The organism is Pseudomonas sp. 37 R 15, from assembly GCF_900004865.1.
Classification (GTDB): Bacteria; Pseudomonadota; Gammaproteobacteria; order Pseudomonadales; family Pseudomonadaceae; genus Aquipseudomonas; species Aquipseudomonas fluorescens_AM.
Genome location: NZ_CVTV01000010.1, coordinates 129,907 through 144,350 on the forward strand (window position 1 = coordinate 129,907; position 14,444 = coordinate 144,350).

The following is a 14,444-nucleotide window of genomic DNA, read 5'->3' on the forward strand; positions in this document are numbered from 1 at the left end:
ATCAGCCGCTATGAAAAGCCCTCAACCGACCGTGTCCATGGCGGATAAAGTTGCCCTGATCGACAGCCTCTGCGCCAAGGCGCGGATCCTGCCGGTGATCACCATCGCCCGCGAACAGGACATCCTGCCGCTGGCCGATGCCCTGGCAGCCGGTGGCCTGACCGCATTGGAAGTGACCCTGCGTTCCGAGTTCGGCCTCAAGGCCATTCAGGTGCTGCGCGAGCAGCGCCCTGAACTGTGCACCGGTGCTGGCACTGTGCTGGACCGTCATATGCTCGAAGCGGCCGAAGTGGCCGGCTCGCAATTTATCGTCACCCCCGGCATCACCCGCGACCTGCTGGAAGCCTCGGTGCACAGCCCGATCCCGCTGCTGCCCGGCATCAGCAATGCCTCCGGCATCATGGAAGGCTATGGCCTGGGTTATCGCCGCTTCAAGCTGTTCCCGGCCGAGGTCAGCGGCGGTGTGGCTGCGATCAAGGCCTTGGGTGGCCCGTTCGGTGAAGTGAAATTCTGCCCGACCGGTGGCGTCGGCCCGGCTAACATCAAAAGCTACATGGCGTTGAAAAACGTGATGTGCGTGGGCGGTAGCTGGATGCTTGATCCTGAGTGGGTCAGGAACGGCGACTGGGCACGCATCCAGGAAGTCACCGCCGAGGCGCTGGCGCTGCTGGATTGATCTGATTTATCGAATCGTTGTTGCTGTGCTTAACGGCATTTTTGCGGTGCACTTGGTCGGTGTACCGCTTTTTTTTGTCTGTAGAAATCAAGATCACCACAAAACCAATGTGGGAGGGGGCTTGCCCCCGATGGCGGTGTATCAGTCACCCAGTGTATTGACTGAACCACTGCTATCGGGGGCAAGCCCCCTCCCACATTTTAATCTGCGTTTAGTTGGGTAATTGCGTGGACCAACCTATCGATGTCCGCAGCGGTAGTCACCAACCCCGGCGTCACACGAATACAGGTGCCAAACGCCGCCCCTGAGCGGGTCGTGGTGAACACGTCATACTCCTTGAGCAATCTGTCGACCATCACCTGCTGATCGCGCCCAATGAACTTGAACGCAGTAATCGCGCAATACAGCCTCGGGTCATCCGGCGTCAGCACCTCAATCCCCGGCAACCCGCGCACCTGGCTCACCCACAGGTCCCGCAGATAGTTGACCCGTGCACCTTTGGCCGCCGCGCCACCCAGTTGCCGATGCTCTTCAAGCACCATTGGCAAGCTCATCAACGCCGGAAAGTTCGGTGTGCTGTAGGACGTACGTGCCCGCACATCCGTGGCGGGGTAGTGGAATTCGCCCATGTCCGGGTCGATATCCGGCAGGCGTTCGGGGGCAATGTAGAGAAAGCCCAGGGTCAGCGGCGCGCCGATCCATTTGTGCAGGTTGAAACCGGCGAACTGAATACCCAGTTCGGCAAGGTTGAAATCGATCTGGCCCAGGGCGTGGGCACCGTCGAGGATCACGTCGACCCCTTGTTCACGCGCGGCCCTGGCAATCGCCGCCACCGGCATGACCAGGCCGGTACGGTGGGTGACATGGGTCAGCGCCATCAACTTCAGGCGCGGGTATTGATTGAAGGTATCGCGATAAGTCTGCAACAGGCTGTCGAAACTGGCCGGGTATGTATGGGCGATTTCGATCACTTCGACACCGCGCACACCGGCCAGCCAGCGCATCGCACCCTTGACCGTGTCGTACTCCAGATCACTGATCAGCACCTGATCGCCCGGTTGCAGGCGGTTGTAGTTGCGGATCAGCGACTGCAAGGCTTCGGTGGCGTTGCGGGTGAAGGCCACCGAGTCGGGGTCTGCATTGATCAACGCGGCCAGTTGGCGGCGAGTCTCGATATTTTCCCCTTGTTCGAAGCGCTGGCGCACATACACCGAGTTGCTCCGGTTGATAAACGCTACGTGTTCCAGGTACTGCGCCTGGACTGCACGGCTCATGCGCCCAAAGTAGCCGTTTTCCAGATTGATCGGGCCCGGCTCCAGTTCGTAGCGCTGGGCGATGGCCTGCCAGTGAGGTTCGTTGTTCGCATTCCTTGGCATGGCGTGGCTCTCGGTTAATTAGTGGCGAGGGGCGGGTTTACCGTGTTTGACGCGCAACGGTTCGAGCAATTCGGCCAGGCCGTTGTGGTCGATTTCCTGCATCAGTGCGAGCAAGCCGCCCAGTTCTCCGTGGGGAAATCCCTCGCGAGCGAACCAGTTCAGATAAGGGCCGGGCAGGTCGGCGATGATCCGGCCTTTGTATTTGCCAAAAGGCATTTGGCGGGTAATCAGCAATTCGAGTTTTTCGGGGTTCATGGTGTTGAGCCGTGAAGGCGGGGTCTTCGAAAATACAGGCATTCTGCATGAAGGCCAAATGACAGATCATGCAAATAACATACATACAGATGGTTCAATTATTCGTAAGATATTGAATTATAAGGCAAAAGTAATTTTTTAAAACCTGGCACGGCGGCTGCAATCATTAAGGCAACCTTCCTCAATCCACACAAGGAATTGAAAAATGACTGACATCAACAAAGAATCGATCTCTGTACTCAACGACCTGATCGAAACCAGCATCGATGGCCAGAAAGGTTTCCAAGAGTGCGCAGAAGACATCAAGCATCCTGAACTCAAAGCACTGTTCACCAAGCGCTCCGCCGACTGCGCCACTGCTGCTGCCGAGCTGAAAACTGCAGTACGTGCCCTGGGTGGCGATCCGGAAGATTCCGGCAGCATGGCCGGTGCCCTGCATCGCGGTTGGGTTGACGTGAAGTCCATGGTGACCGGCAAGGACGAAGAGTCCGTGCTCAACGAAGCCGAGCGCGGTGAAGATCACGCTCTGAAGGCTTACCGTGAAGCGATCGAGAAGATCAACAAGCACAACCTGCTGGGTATTCGTGATCTGGTTGAACGTCAGTATCACGGCGTGCAGCGTAACCACGATCAGGTGAAAGCCCTGCGTAACCAGGCACGTGCTCAGTCTTGATTTGAGCGCTGTACGGTTGCATGCGCGTTGACTGATAGCTAACGCGTAAAAAATCCGAGGTCCCTTTGGGCCTCGGATTTTTTTCGCCTGCACGCAGCGCCGCCAGCCTTCAAGGCTCAAGAGATACCACGTTGTCAGGTTTTGATAAGCGTGACCTCGGCGCTTGCAGCTCAGCTCCTGTGTTTTTTATAGGCGTACACGGGATGGAAGTCTTTGGAGATCTGGTCGATTGGCGAGGGAAGCGTGGCGGTGCTGATGGGTTTGAGCCGAAACTTGTTCCTGATTTGAAACATTTCCCTCTCCTTGTCATCCGGTGCAAATAAAAACACCATGCCCTCAATGTCGAGTACTCGGCCTATTTCATCCGCAACGCGTTCGGTAATAGGCGCCCCCATCAAGGTAATGATTTTAACTTGCTCGCAGGCGATGGGAAAATCAGGATCATCGTAAGTAGCGACCGGCATGATGTTCGGGATTGCACTGTGGCGGTTGACGCCATTGGAGACGGGCTGACGGTATAAATTCAGATTAACGGCCGCGTCGAAACCGGATATCGAGGTACCTGCGTGGATGCGTCCTTCTCCCCAGACATCGAGCAGAGGCACGGTTCGGTTAATAATTTGATAATGCTGGAAGGCGTACGACAGGGAGTGGTCATTATTTCGATAGAAGCAATAAAGCAGCCCTTCGTATTCTACCAGGCACGGACTGTTTGAGATGCCGTCCTTCACGATAATCTTGTCAGGGCACCACGTTCCATTGTCCAGATAGTTGACACAGAGACTGGTGTGTTCGGACTTTACGGTACGTGCGCTGAAGAGGCTGTCGTTGTAAACATAAAGGGAAGGGCTTTCCGAAACATTGGCAGACAGGCTCATTTCGTGAGACCACTGTATGCCGTCAAATTTAATGCACCAGGCAGTTTTGGTACTTGCCTTGTGATAGGCGCAGTAGAGTTCGCCCTTGTACACGGCAAGGGTGGGTGATTCAGTTATCTCAAGGTTGCGGATATGCTGATCCTGGTCCCAGTCGGTGCCATTGAATGTCGAATACCACAGGGTGCCACGGTCTTCCTCCCAGCCTTGATGGAAGCAATATAATTTATCCTGATAAACCGCCAGGGAGGGGGAGGTCAAGATGCCTTTCTTCGTGGTAATGACGTTTGACCAGGTGTCTCCGTCAAAGGTCGTGTACGTTAACTTTTGCGAGTCGCCACCGGGCCGAAATGCGCAGTAGATTTTATTGTCGTACACCGCTACTGCAGGCGTACCGGTGACATAGATATGGGGGATGGTGTGTTTGGCAGTGTTTTTCAGTTGGCCCGAGGGCATACGCTGGAAGATCAGGTAATCCACTTTGCCGTTGTCGATACTGCCGTAATGTTGAATAAATACATACAGGTCGCCTTTGAAGACCACCGCGCTGATACTGGCCGACGATCTGTCCGGCAGGTGTGTACCGCTGAACCAAGTTCCCGATTCCTTGAACGTGTTGTTTTCATAAACCACATTGTCGAGTGGGTTCTTCATTGTATAGTTTCCTGGCGTGTTCTAGATACGTTGTCAGTCGTACAGTGGAGAGGGCGACTGAATAGGCAACCGGCAATACATATTGAAAGCCTGTTGATTTTTATCGAACGTACAGAACCGGGCCAGTCCGTATTGCGGGCGCTGGACGTGGGACAACGCCCTGTTCACTGAGGGTCGTTGCGTGGGGATTACCCGCGGGCAAGTGTATGTGTACTAGGTTAGTTGCACGGTATGAATAAGACGGGTGTAAAGCAGGTGCCGGACGTGAAGTCCGGGGTTATCGATCAGGACGGCCAATGGAAGGCCGTCCCTTACCCGATGCCATGGGTCAGCCAATGCTGATCGGAGGCAGTTCGGTCAGCGTCACAACCTGCTGCTTACGCGGCGCAAGGATCTCCGCTTCGCCATCCACTACCAGTTCATCACGCTGGTTGAACACGCGAGTGGCAATGCGTACGCGAAACTTCGGCAGCTTCTCCAGGATTTCCAGGCGCACCGTCAGGGTGTCGCCGATTTTGACCGGCTTCTGAAAGCTCATCTGCTGGCCGATATAAATCGTGCCCGGCCCAGGCAGTTCGCAGGCAACGGCCGCACTGATCAGCGCACCGCTGAACATGCCGTGGGCGATACGCTCCTTGAACATGGTTGCCTTGGCATAGTCGGCGTCCAGGTGCACCGGGTTGTGATCGCCGGACATGGCGGCGAACAACTGGATATCGCGCTCTTCGACAGTCTTGCTGAAGCTGGCGGTCTGGCCGACTTCAAGGGCCTCATAGGGGGTGTTGGTTACCTGGGTCATCTAATCGTGCATCCTGTGGCTAATCGGGAATTTAATCGGCTGATTTTAAACGCAAAGTCATTCGCAGCGGGTGGGCCTGCGCAATGTCAGGGCGTACTCGAGCCACGTCAGTACATCCGCGGTGACGTCGTCGCGGTTGGTTTCGTTGAACACTTCATGACGCGCCTGCGGATAGATCGTCAATTGCAGGTGCTGGCAGCCGGCCTCACGCAGGGCGTGGGCCAGGCTCTTGAGACGCTTGCCTTCACTCACCGGATCACATTCACCGCCGATTATCAGAATCGGCAGGCCCGGGTCGATCTGCGCGAGGTTGGACGCTTTGCCGATGTGCTGCAAGCCGCCGAGCAGGTCGACCCACAGTTGATTGGTGCAGCGAAAACCGCAGAGCGGGTCATGGATGTACGTGTCGACTTCAACCGGGTCGCGGCTGAGCCAGTCGAAGGCGGTGCGATTGGGTTTGAACGCTTTGTTGAATGAACCGAACGAGAGGAAGTCAATCAACGCACTGCGCCCGCGCAGGCCCTGGCGTGCGCGTTCGATACGTGCAATCAGCCGCGCTGCGCGATACAGCGCCACCGGCTGGAAATTCGAACCGCTCAGAATCGCGCCGTGCAAGCTGGCGCTGTGATGCAGCATGTACGCCTGGGCGATATAGCTGCCCATGCTGTGGCCCAGCAAGATGATCGGCAGCCCCGGATGCTGCTGGCCGATGTGCTGATTGAGGCTGGCCAGATCGCCCACGACCTTGTTCCAGCCATCGTTATCGGCATAAAGCCCCAGGGTGCCCTCGTCGGCGGTACGGCCATGCCCGCGTTGGTCCAGCGCATATACACCGTAGCCGGCGCCGCACACTGCCTGGGCCAGGCGTGCATAGCGGCCGCTGTGCTCGGCCATGCCGTGGGACAGCATCACCAGGGCCTTGGGCGGAACGTCAGGCATCCATTGATTGACGTACAGGCGGCTGTGGTCGTTCGCGGTCAGCCAGAAAGTGCTGTGGTTCATGGCGGTTCCTTTGCTCAGGGTCGTTGCAGTGTATAGCTCATCTGCCCGAGGGCGGGGTATCTGCCTACGCCTCAGCAACAAGATTCATACAATCAATGACACAGTTCAGCGTGTTTGCCTGTTTGGCCATTACTGCTAACGTCCTCAAAGCTCCGCTCTTTATAGCTGCATAGAAAAGCGGCCGGACCTGTTCAGGTAAAGAGGACAAGAATAATGCAACCTGATTTCTGGAATGACAAACGCGCCGCGGGCGTTCCCAATGACATTGATCTCACCAGTTACACGTCGGTGATCGAAGTCTTCGAGCGCTCCTGCAAGACCTTTGCCGACCGTCCGGCGTTCAGCAACATGGGCATTACCCTCACCTACGCCGAGCTTGAGCGCCACAGCGCGGCGTTCGCCGGTTACCTGCAACAGCACACCGACCTCAAGCCCGGCGAGCGCATCGCGGTGCAGATGCCCAATGTGTTGCATTATCCGATTGCCGTTTTTGGCGCACTGCGCGCCGGGCTGATCGTGGTCAATACCAACCCCTTGTACACCCCGCGTGAAATGCGCCACCAGTTCAAGGATGCCGGCGCGCGCGCGCTGGTCTACCTCAATCTGTTCGGTGCGCGGGTTCAGGAGGTGTGTGCCGACACCGAGATCGACTACCTGATCGAAGCCAGAATGGGCGACTTCATGCCCGCCGCGAAGGGCTGGCTGGTCAACACACTGGTCGACAAAGTGAAGAAGATGGTCCCGGCCTATCACCTGCCGCGTGCGGTGTTGTTCAAGCGCGCCCTGCGCATGGGCGCCGGCCTGGGCGTGACCCGCCATCCGGTGACGCTCGACGACATCGCTGTGCTGCAATACACCGGTGGCACCACGGGCCTGGCCAAGGGCGCGATGCTCACCCACGGTAACCTGGTGGCGAATATGCAGCAGGTGCGGGCGTGCATGTCCCAGACCGGCGACGATGGTCACCCGTTGATCAAGGAAGGGCAGGAGGTGATGATTGCGCCGCTGCCGCTGTACCACATCTATGCGTTCACCGCGAACTGCATGTGCATGATGGTGTCCGGCAACCACAACGTGCTGATCACCAACCCGCGTGACATTGGTGGGTTCATCAAGGAGTTGAAGAAGTGGCGTTTCACCGGGTTGCTGGGGCTCAACACCTTGTTTGTGGCGCTGATGGACCATCCGGACTTCAAGAACCTGGACTTTTCCCATCTCAAGCTGACCAACTCCGGCGGCACGGCGTTGATCAAGGCCACCGCCGAGGGCTGGCAGCACATCACCGGTTGTGCGATCGGCGAGGGCTACGGCCTGACCGAAACCTCGCCGGTGGCCAGCACCAACCCGTATGGCCATAAGTCACGACTGGGTACCGTCGGTATTCCGGTGCCGGCCACGGCCATGAAAGTGATCGATGACGAGGGCGCCGAGCTGCCGTTGGGCGAGCGCGGTGAGCTGTGCATCAAGGGCCCGCAGGTGATGAAGGGCTATTGGCAGCAACCGCAGGCCACCGCCGAAGCGCTGGACGCCGAAGGCTGGCTCAAGACCGGCGATATCGCCGTGATCGATGCCGATGGCTTTATCCGTATTGTGGACCGCAAGAAAGACCTGATTATCGTGTCGGGCTTCAATGTGTATCCCAACGAAATCGAGGACGTGGTGATGGCGCATCCCGCCGTGGCCAACTGTGCGGTGATCGGCGTGCCGGACGAGCGTACCGGGGAGGCGGTGAAACTGTTTGTGGTGGCGCGTGCCCAGGGGGTGAGCCTTGAGGAGTTGAAGGCGTACTGCAAGACCAATTTCACCGGGTACAAGGTGCCCAAGCATATTGTGCTCAGGGATTCGCTGCCGATGACGCCGGTGGGCAAGATTCTGCGGCGGGAGCTACGCGACATCGCCTGATGTGAAACAGGCTCAACATGTGGGAGGGGGCTTGCCCCCGATAGCAGTGGTTCAGTCGACATATGGGGTGACTGATACACCGCTATCGGGGGCAAGCCCCCTCCCACATTGGGTATTTGTTGCCCAGTAAGCCCATTCCAGAGCGGATTCCAGCGATATAGAATCTTTGCTCTAAAAATGACCATTGGATATTCTTGAGTCATGTTTATGACTGTAGGGCCCTCTTTTGGCTCTAGGCGGGCCTTGGCAAAGCTGCTACTCTCGGCGCGCTTTGTGACGTCTAGGCCTGCTTGAAAGCGCCAGATTCACCTTAAAACACACACCAATAATAATCGCATCAAATGCGATGATGAATTCGCGTCGCTGAGGAGTGGGCTTCCATGAACGAAGACTTTTGGAAGGATAAGTACCCCGCCGGGATTGCTGCACAAATCAATCCAGACGAGTATCCGAATATTCAGGCGGTACTGAAGCAGTCCTGCCAACGCTTCGCCAACAAACCGGCTTTCAGCAACCTGGGCAAGACCATCACCTACGGTGAGTTGTACCAATTGTCCGGCGCATTTGCCGCCTACCTGCAACAGCATACCGACTTGAAGCCCGGCGATCGAATCGCCGTGCAACTGCCCAACGTCCTGCAGTACCCGGTCGCCGTATTCGGCGCCATCCGTGCCGGGCTGATCGTGGTCAACACCAACCCGCTGTACACCGCGCGGGAAATGGAACACCAATTCAACGACTCCGGTGCCAAGGCCCTGGTTTGCCTGGCCAACATGGCGCACCTGGCCGAAAAAGTCGTGCCCAAGACCGCCGTCAAACACGTGATCGTTACCGAAGTGGCCGACCTGCTGTCGCCGTTCAAGCGCCTGTTGATCAACAGCGTGATCAAGTACGTGAAGAAAATGGTCCCGGCGTACCACTTGCCGCAAGCGATCAAGTTCAATGACGTGCTGGCCAAGGGGCACGGCCAACCGGTCAGCGATGCCAACCCGGCCAGCGGCGATGTGGCGGTGCTGCAATACACCGGCGGCACCACCGGCGTGGCCAAAGGCGCGATGCTCACCCATCGCAACCTGGTCGCCAACATGCTGCAATGCAAGGCGCTGATGGGTTCCAACCTCAATGAAGGGTGCGAAATCCTGATCACGCCGCTGCCGCTTTATCACATCTATGCGTTCACCTTTCACTGCATGGCGATGATGCTGATCGGCAACCACAACATCCTGATCAGCAACCCGCGTGACCTGCCGGCGATGGTCAAGGAACTGTCGAAGTGGAAGTTCAGCGGCTTTGTCGGCCTTAATACCCTGTTTGTGGCGCTGTGCAATAACGAAGGTTTCCGCAAGCTGGATTTCTCCGCGCTGAAGGTCACCCTGTCCGGCGGCATGGCGCTGCAACTGGCGGCGGCCGAACGCTGGAAGGCCGTGACCGGTTGTGCCATCTGCGAGGGCTACGGCATGACCGAAACCAGCCCGGTGGCCACTGTGAACCCGATCCAGCATATCCAGATCGGTACCATTGGCATTCCGGTGCCGTCCACCGTGTGCAAGGTTATTGCTGACGATGGCACCGAGCTGGCGCTGGGTGAAACCGGCGAGCTGTGCGTCAAAGGCCCGCAAGTGATGAAGGGCTACTGGCAGCGTGAAGACGCCACCGCCGAGATGCTCGACAGCGAAGGCTGGCTGAAGACCGGTGACATCGCGATCATCCAGCCCGATGGCTACATGCGAATTGTCGACCGCAAGAAGGACATGATCCTGGTCTCGGGCTTCAACGTGTATCCCAACGAGCTGGAAGACGTGCTGGCAGGCCTGCCGGGTGTGTTGCAGTGCGCGGCCATCGGCGTACCGGACGAAAAGTCCGGGGAGCACATCAAGCTGTTCATCGTGGTCAAGCCAGGGGCCACCCTGACCAAGGAGCAGGTGATGGAGCACATGCGCGCCAACGTCACCGGCTACAAAGTGCCCAGGGCCGTTGAGTTCCGTGATGCATTGCCGACCACCAACGTGGGCAAGATCCTGCGGCGTGAATTGCGCGATGAAGAACTGAAGAAGCTCGGTCTTAAAAAGTAACGCAATTCAAACGTGGGAGGGGGCAAGTCGAATCGTCGCACCGCCCCTCCCACATTTTTTGCACGCGTTCTTACAGAGCGAACTGGGCGAAGCTGATTCCCGCACCGGCCGGCCGCACGTCCTTGAGGAACGAGTCCTTGTCGGCGCTCAGTTCAAGGGTGATCTCCGGCTTGCGTTTGCCGGCATTGCGCACCACCAGCCCTTCGAGGTTTTCGCGCAGGAACACAGTCGGCACCTTCAGGTGCAGCAACTGGTCGGTTTCGGCGTTGTGCATCAACAGGTGGATCCACTCGTACTGGCCCACGGCGATCCGCGCCACTGGCAGGTCGAACCACCAGATGTTGCGTTTGCGGTCCAGGTCGGTGAAATGGCAATTGTTGACGCCGAGTACGGCACCCCCCAGTTCCTGGTTTCTGCGGGCGATGGCCTGTGCTTTATCGAGTTTCATAACCTTCCTACGGGGATCTGTTATTCAGCGTGTGAGCCTGAATGTGCCGGGCATTCTCGTGGGTTGGCCGCAAAACATAAAGGCAAACCTGCCCCTTTCGATGAAATGGCCGCTGAAAATAATTGAAACTCTGGCGCGTGGCTTTGAGTCAACCGCAGCGTAGTGACCAAAAACCATTTGATTGTTATCAGGAGTAATACCATGGGCAGCACTTCCGATAAGGTAAAAGGCATGGCTAACGAAGCCGTCGGTAACGTCAAGCAAGGCGTCGGCAAGGCTACGGATAACGACAAACTGCGTGCTGAAGGCGTGGTCCAGGAAAAGAAAGGCGAAGTACAGCAGGCAGTCGGCAAGACCAAGGATGCGGTGAAAAAAGCCACCGAGTAAAGCGGCTTGGCTGGCTCCTCCAGCAGCCCGACGGCCATCCACGGATGGCCGTTTTTGTGGGTACTGGCGCAACTAAACTTTAGAAATTGTTTCAAAGTCGCCAAATGGGCTACTTTGATGTAGAAAACGGCCCCTGAGTCGCCCACGACTTCAACTCTTTGCGGCGAAAGGAGACGCTAATGATTTTTCCGGTACTCGATGGTCTCAAGCTGCACAAGGTGCTGGTGCGCACCGTCACCGAATTCGTCGACGACGAGATGCCCACCTATGCCTCGGCACTGGCGTACCAGATGCTGTTCTCGCTGTTCCCCTTCCTGCTGTTCCTGATTGCGCTGATCGGTTTCCTGCATCTGCCGGACTTTTTCACCTGGCTGCGCCTGCAGTCGGAGCTGGTATTGCCGCCCCAGGCCCTGGAGCAGGTCAACCCGGTGATCGACCAACTGCAGCAATCCAAGGGCGGGCTGCTGTCGGTGGGTATCGTGATCGCCCTGTGGACCGCCTCCGCCGGCGTGCGCCTGATGATGAGTGCGATGAACGCGGCGTATGACGTGGTGGAAGGGCGGCCGATCTGGAAGCGTTTTCCGCTGTCGATTTTCTACACCGTCGGCATTGCCGGCATGCTCCTGGCCGCCGCTGCGCTGATGGTGCTCGGCCCGCAAGTGATGGAGTGGCTGGCGGGGCAGATCGGCATGCAGGAGTTCGTCGTCACGCTGTGGACCATCCTGCGCTGGCCGCTGATCGTGATCCTGCTGATGTTCGCCGTGGCCCTCATGTATTACGTGATGCCGGACGTCGAACAGGAGTTTCGCTTTATCACACCGGGTTCCGTACTGGCGGTGGTGGTGTGGATCGTCGCTTCCCTTGGCTTTGGCTACTACGTCAAGACCTTCGCCGACTACAACGCCATGTATGGCAGTATCGGTGCGATCATCGTCCTGCTGCTGTACTTCTATATTTCCGCCGCCGTGCTGTTGCTCGGTGCGGAGATGAACGCCGTGATCGAACACATGTCCGCCGAGGGCAAGGACCCCGGCGAGAAGGAAATCGACGAACCGGGTCATACCTCTGAAAAACAGCATGTCTCAGGCCTAGGCCGGGACCACTCCAAGCCCCTCGCCGAGCCTGATCAATGATCCGTGAAATCCTCAAAATGGGCGATGAACGTCTGCTGCGCATCGCCCCGCCCGTACCACCGGAAATGTTCGACAGCCCCGAGTTGTGGCAACTGATCGATGACATGTTCCAGACCATGGAACATGTGGGCGGCGTCGGCCTGGCTGCGCCGCAGATCGGCGTGGACCTGCAACTGGTGATCTTCGGTTTCGAGGCCAGCGAACGCTACCCGGAGGCGCCACCGGTACCGCAGACTATCCTGATCAACCCGCTGATCACGCCGCTCAGCCCGGTGCTGGAAGAGGGTTATGAGGGTTGCCTGTCGGTTCCCGGCCTGCGCGGCGCCGTGGACCGTTACCAGCAGATCCGCTACGAAGGTTTCGACCCCAAGGGCGAGCCGATCGTACGCTTCGCCGAGGGCTTCCATGCCCGGGTGGTGCAGCATGAATGCGACCACCTGATCGGTCGCTTGTACCCGTCGCGGATTACCGACTTCAGCAAATTCGGGTTTATCGAGGTGATGTTCCCGGAAATGGACCCAACCGCCGACGAATGACCTGCATCCCCTCTGCAGGAGCGAGCTTGCTCGGGAAAAACGTCAACGATAACGCGTGCTTGCTGAATGAACGCGGTGCCTGTGAGTTTTTCGCGAGCAAGCTCGCTCCTACCCACCGCTATCGGGCGCAAGCCATCCAGGTTATTGACGTCCCATCGCGATCATCGGCTTATTCCGCTTGTAGCGCACCAGCCGTTCGCTGAGCGATTGCGGCAGCACGGTGTCTTGAGAAAACCCCATGCGCTGGTACACCCCTTCAAGGTCCGGATGGCACAACAGCCAGACCGTGCCGTCCACACCCGCCACCGCCTGGTGGATCAATCGCGCCGCCAGCCCCTGGCCGCGATAGGCCGGGTCAACGAACACCCCCGTCAGCCATTGCCCACCGACCACGGGTGTCAGGCACAACCCGGCCACAATCTCACCGTCTCTCGCCACCCATAACTGCCCGCCCTTGAGCGCCTTCATCGACGAGTTATGCTTGCGGTAAAACTTGTTCAGCAACGGCCATAGCGGCGCTGCCAGCCGTTCGATATGCATGGTCAAACCAAATGGAGAGGGCAAGGCGCGCATTGTAACCGGTGCCGGCAAAGCGCAAACAACGCCCACCTTTGCCTTGTATAAAGTTATAAGAAAATGATTTTTAAGTATTATTAAAGAATAAGAGGGCTTGTTAGGATCGCTCCCAACCCGCACCCCCGCCAAGGCCAAGGAAGCGCTCTTATGCTGAAAATGATTGTTGTCGCCATTCTTTCGCTGGTCGCTGCCAACGTGCTGGCCGCCGATCCGTCCACTCTGCGCATTGGCTATCAGAAAAGCTCGGTGAGCATGGTGCTCGCCCGTGAGCACAAGCTCTTCGAAGCCGCACTGCCCGGCACCCAGGTGCAGTGGACCGAGTTCCTCGGTGGCCCACCGCTGATCGAGGCGCTGAACGCCGGCAGCCTGGACATCGGCAATATCGGCGACATCCCGCCCATTTTCGCCCAGGCCGCCGGTATCGAGTTGCAGTACATCGCCGTCGAACCCAATGACGGCAAGACCGAAGCCGTGCTTGTGCCCAAAGGCAGTACGATTCAGAGCGTGGCCGAACTCAAGGGCAAGCGCGTGGCACTGCTCAAGGGTTCCAGCGCGCACAACCTGTTCCTCAAGAGCCTGCTGCGCGAAGGCTTGCAGTGGAAGGATGTGAACGTGGTGTACCTGTCACCGTCCGACGGGCGTGCCGCATTCGAGCAAGGCAAGGTGGACGCCTGGGTCGTGTGGGACCCGTATTACTCGGCCGCCGTGGTCGACGGTGCCGCCCGTGTGTTGGGCACCGGCGAAGGTCTGAATCCCGCCGGCAGTTTCTTCGTGACCAGCGGCGCGTTTGCCCGGCAAAACCCCCAGGCCATAGCCACCATCCTCCAGACCCTCGGCAAGGCGCAGCGTCTGTCGCTGGACCAGCCCGAGGCCAGCATCGCGCTGATGGCCAAGACCCTGGGCCTTCAACCGGCCGTGGTCAAAAGCTACTTCGAGCACCGCTCGCCGACGCCGATCCGGCCGCTGCAGGGGGGCGACATCGCCACTCAGCAAGGCACCGCCGACCTGTTTTTCGCCAATGGCCTGATCCCGAAAAAGATCGATGTGCAGCAGGTGGTGTTCAAAGGCCCATAACCCCAG

15 protein-coding genes are annotated in these 14,444 nt (G+C 58.1%); 8 read left to right on the forward strand and 7 right to left on the reverse strand.

Annotated elements, in window-relative coordinates; genetic code table 11:
- Positions 1-10: 10 nt before the first annotated feature.
- Entirely contained in the window at positions 11-676 is a 666-nt protein-coding gene (locus BFQ04_RS02305) for a bifunctional 4-hydroxy-2-oxoglutarate aldolase/2-dehydro-3-deoxy-phosphogluconate aldolase (protein WP_065949399.1), read from the forward strand.
- A 200-nt stretch (positions 677-876) separates the two neighbouring features.
- Here BFQ04_RS02305 and BFQ04_RS02310 read toward each other — a convergent pair whose 3' ends face one another.
- Both BFQ04_RS02310 and BFQ04_RS02315 read right to left on the reverse strand, forming a co-directional pair.
- Positions 877-2,052 (reverse strand): aminotransferase class V-fold PLP-dependent enzyme, encoded by a 1,176-nt coding sequence (locus BFQ04_RS02310; RefSeq protein ID WP_065949400.1) that lies wholly within the window; start codon positions 2,050-2,052, stop codon positions 877-879.
- Positions 2,053-2,070: 18 nt separating this feature from the next.
- Positions 2,071-2,307 (reverse strand): DUF3820 family protein, encoded by a 237-nt coding sequence (locus tag BFQ04_RS02315; protein ID WP_065887770.1) that lies wholly within the window; start codon positions 2,305-2,307, stop codon positions 2,071-2,073.
- 205 nt (positions 2,308-2,512) lie between these two features.
- Between BFQ04_RS02315 and BFQ04_RS02320 the strand changes: the two genes are divergently transcribed.
- Entirely contained in the window at positions 2,513-2,980 is a 468-nt protein-coding gene (locus BFQ04_RS02320) for a ferritin-like domain-containing protein (protein WP_065949401.1), read from the forward strand.
- A 170-nt stretch (positions 2,981-3,150) separates the two neighbouring features.
- Here the strand turns inward: BFQ04_RS02320 and BFQ04_RS02325 are convergent, their stop codons facing one another.
- From BFQ04_RS02325 to BFQ04_RS02335, 3 genes are all read right to left on the reverse strand, one after another.
- Complete coding sequence (locus tag BFQ04_RS02325; protein WP_065949402.1) at positions 3,151-4,509, reverse strand: sialidase family protein; 1,359 nt, start codon at positions 4,507-4,509, stop codon at positions 3,151-3,153.
- A 328-nt stretch (positions 4,510-4,837) separates the two neighbouring features.
- Entirely contained in the window at positions 4,838-5,308 is a 471-nt protein-coding gene (locus tag BFQ04_RS02330; RefSeq protein WP_065949403.1) for a MaoC family dehydratase, read from the reverse strand.
- Between the two features lie 57 nt (positions 5,309-5,365).
- The gene (locus BFQ04_RS02335; protein ID WP_065949404.1) at positions 5,366-6,310 is read right to left on the reverse strand and encodes an alpha/beta hydrolase; all 945 of its coding nucleotides are present in this window, start codon (positions 6,308-6,310) and stop codon (positions 5,366-5,368) included.
- A 213-nt stretch (positions 6,311-6,523) separates the two neighbouring features.
- Between BFQ04_RS02335 and fadD2 the strand changes: the two genes are divergently transcribed.
- Both fadD2 and fadD1 read left to right on the forward strand, forming a co-directional pair.
- Complete coding sequence (gene fadD2 / locus BFQ04_RS02340; protein ID WP_065949405.1) at positions 6,524-8,212, forward strand: long-chain-fatty-acid--CoA ligase FadD2; 1,689 nt, start codon at positions 6,524-6,526, stop codon at positions 8,210-8,212.
- A gap of 380 nt (positions 8,213-8,592) precedes the next feature.
- The gene (gene fadD1 / locus BFQ04_RS02345) at positions 8,593-10,284 is read left to right on the forward strand and encodes a long-chain-fatty-acid--CoA ligase FadD1 (protein WP_065949406.1); all 1,692 of its coding nucleotides are present in this window, start codon (positions 8,593-8,595) and stop codon (positions 10,282-10,284) included.
- Positions 10,285-10,354: 70 nt separating this feature from the next.
- On the opposite strand, the gene BFQ04_RS02350 is transcribed toward fadD1, so the two are convergent.
- Positions 10,355-10,732 carry a hypothetical protein gene (locus tag BFQ04_RS02350; protein WP_065949407.1) on the reverse strand — a complete coding sequence of 126 codons (378 nt, stop codon included), beginning with the start codon at positions 10,730-10,732 and terminating at the stop codon, positions 10,355-10,357.
- 201 nt (positions 10,733-10,933) lie between these two features.
- Here BFQ04_RS02350 and BFQ04_RS02355 point away from each other — a divergent pair, with 201 nt between their 5' ends.
- The 3 genes from BFQ04_RS02355 to def all read left to right on the forward strand — a co-directional run bounded on the left by BFQ04_RS02355 (position 10,934) and on the right by def (position 12,788).
- Positions 10,934-11,119, forward strand: a complete 186-nt coding sequence (locus BFQ04_RS02355; RefSeq protein ID WP_065949408.1) for a CsbD family protein — start codon at positions 10,934-10,936, stop codon at positions 11,117-11,119.
- 179 nt (positions 11,120-11,298) lie between these two features.
- On the forward strand, positions 11,299-12,252 hold the full coding sequence (locus BFQ04_RS02360) for a YihY/virulence factor BrkB family protein (protein ID WP_065949409.1): 954 nt from the start codon (positions 11,299-11,301) through the stop codon (positions 12,250-12,252).
- Positions 12,249-12,788: a peptide deformylase gene (gene def, locus BFQ04_RS02365; RefSeq protein WP_065949410.1), complete on the forward strand. Its 540-nt coding sequence runs from the start codon at positions 12,249-12,251 to the stop codon at positions 12,786-12,788. The genes BFQ04_RS02360 and def overlap by 4 nt, the downstream gene beginning before the upstream one ends.
- Before the next feature lie 141 nt (positions 12,789-12,929).
- On the opposite strand, the gene BFQ04_RS02370 is transcribed toward def, so the two are convergent.
- Positions 12,930-13,328: a GNAT family N-acetyltransferase gene (locus BFQ04_RS02370; RefSeq protein ID WP_065949451.1), complete on the reverse strand. Its 399-nt coding sequence runs from the start codon at positions 13,326-13,328 to the stop codon at positions 12,930-12,932.
- Between the two features lie 183 nt (positions 13,329-13,511).
- Here BFQ04_RS02370 and BFQ04_RS02375 point away from each other — a divergent pair, with 183 nt between their 5' ends.
- Positions 13,512-14,438 (forward strand): aliphatic sulfonate ABC transporter substrate-binding protein, encoded by a 927-nt coding sequence (locus BFQ04_RS02375; protein ID WP_065949411.1) that lies wholly within the window; start codon positions 13,512-13,514, stop codon positions 14,436-14,438.
- The last annotated feature ends 6 nt before the right edge of the window (positions 14,439-14,444 follow it).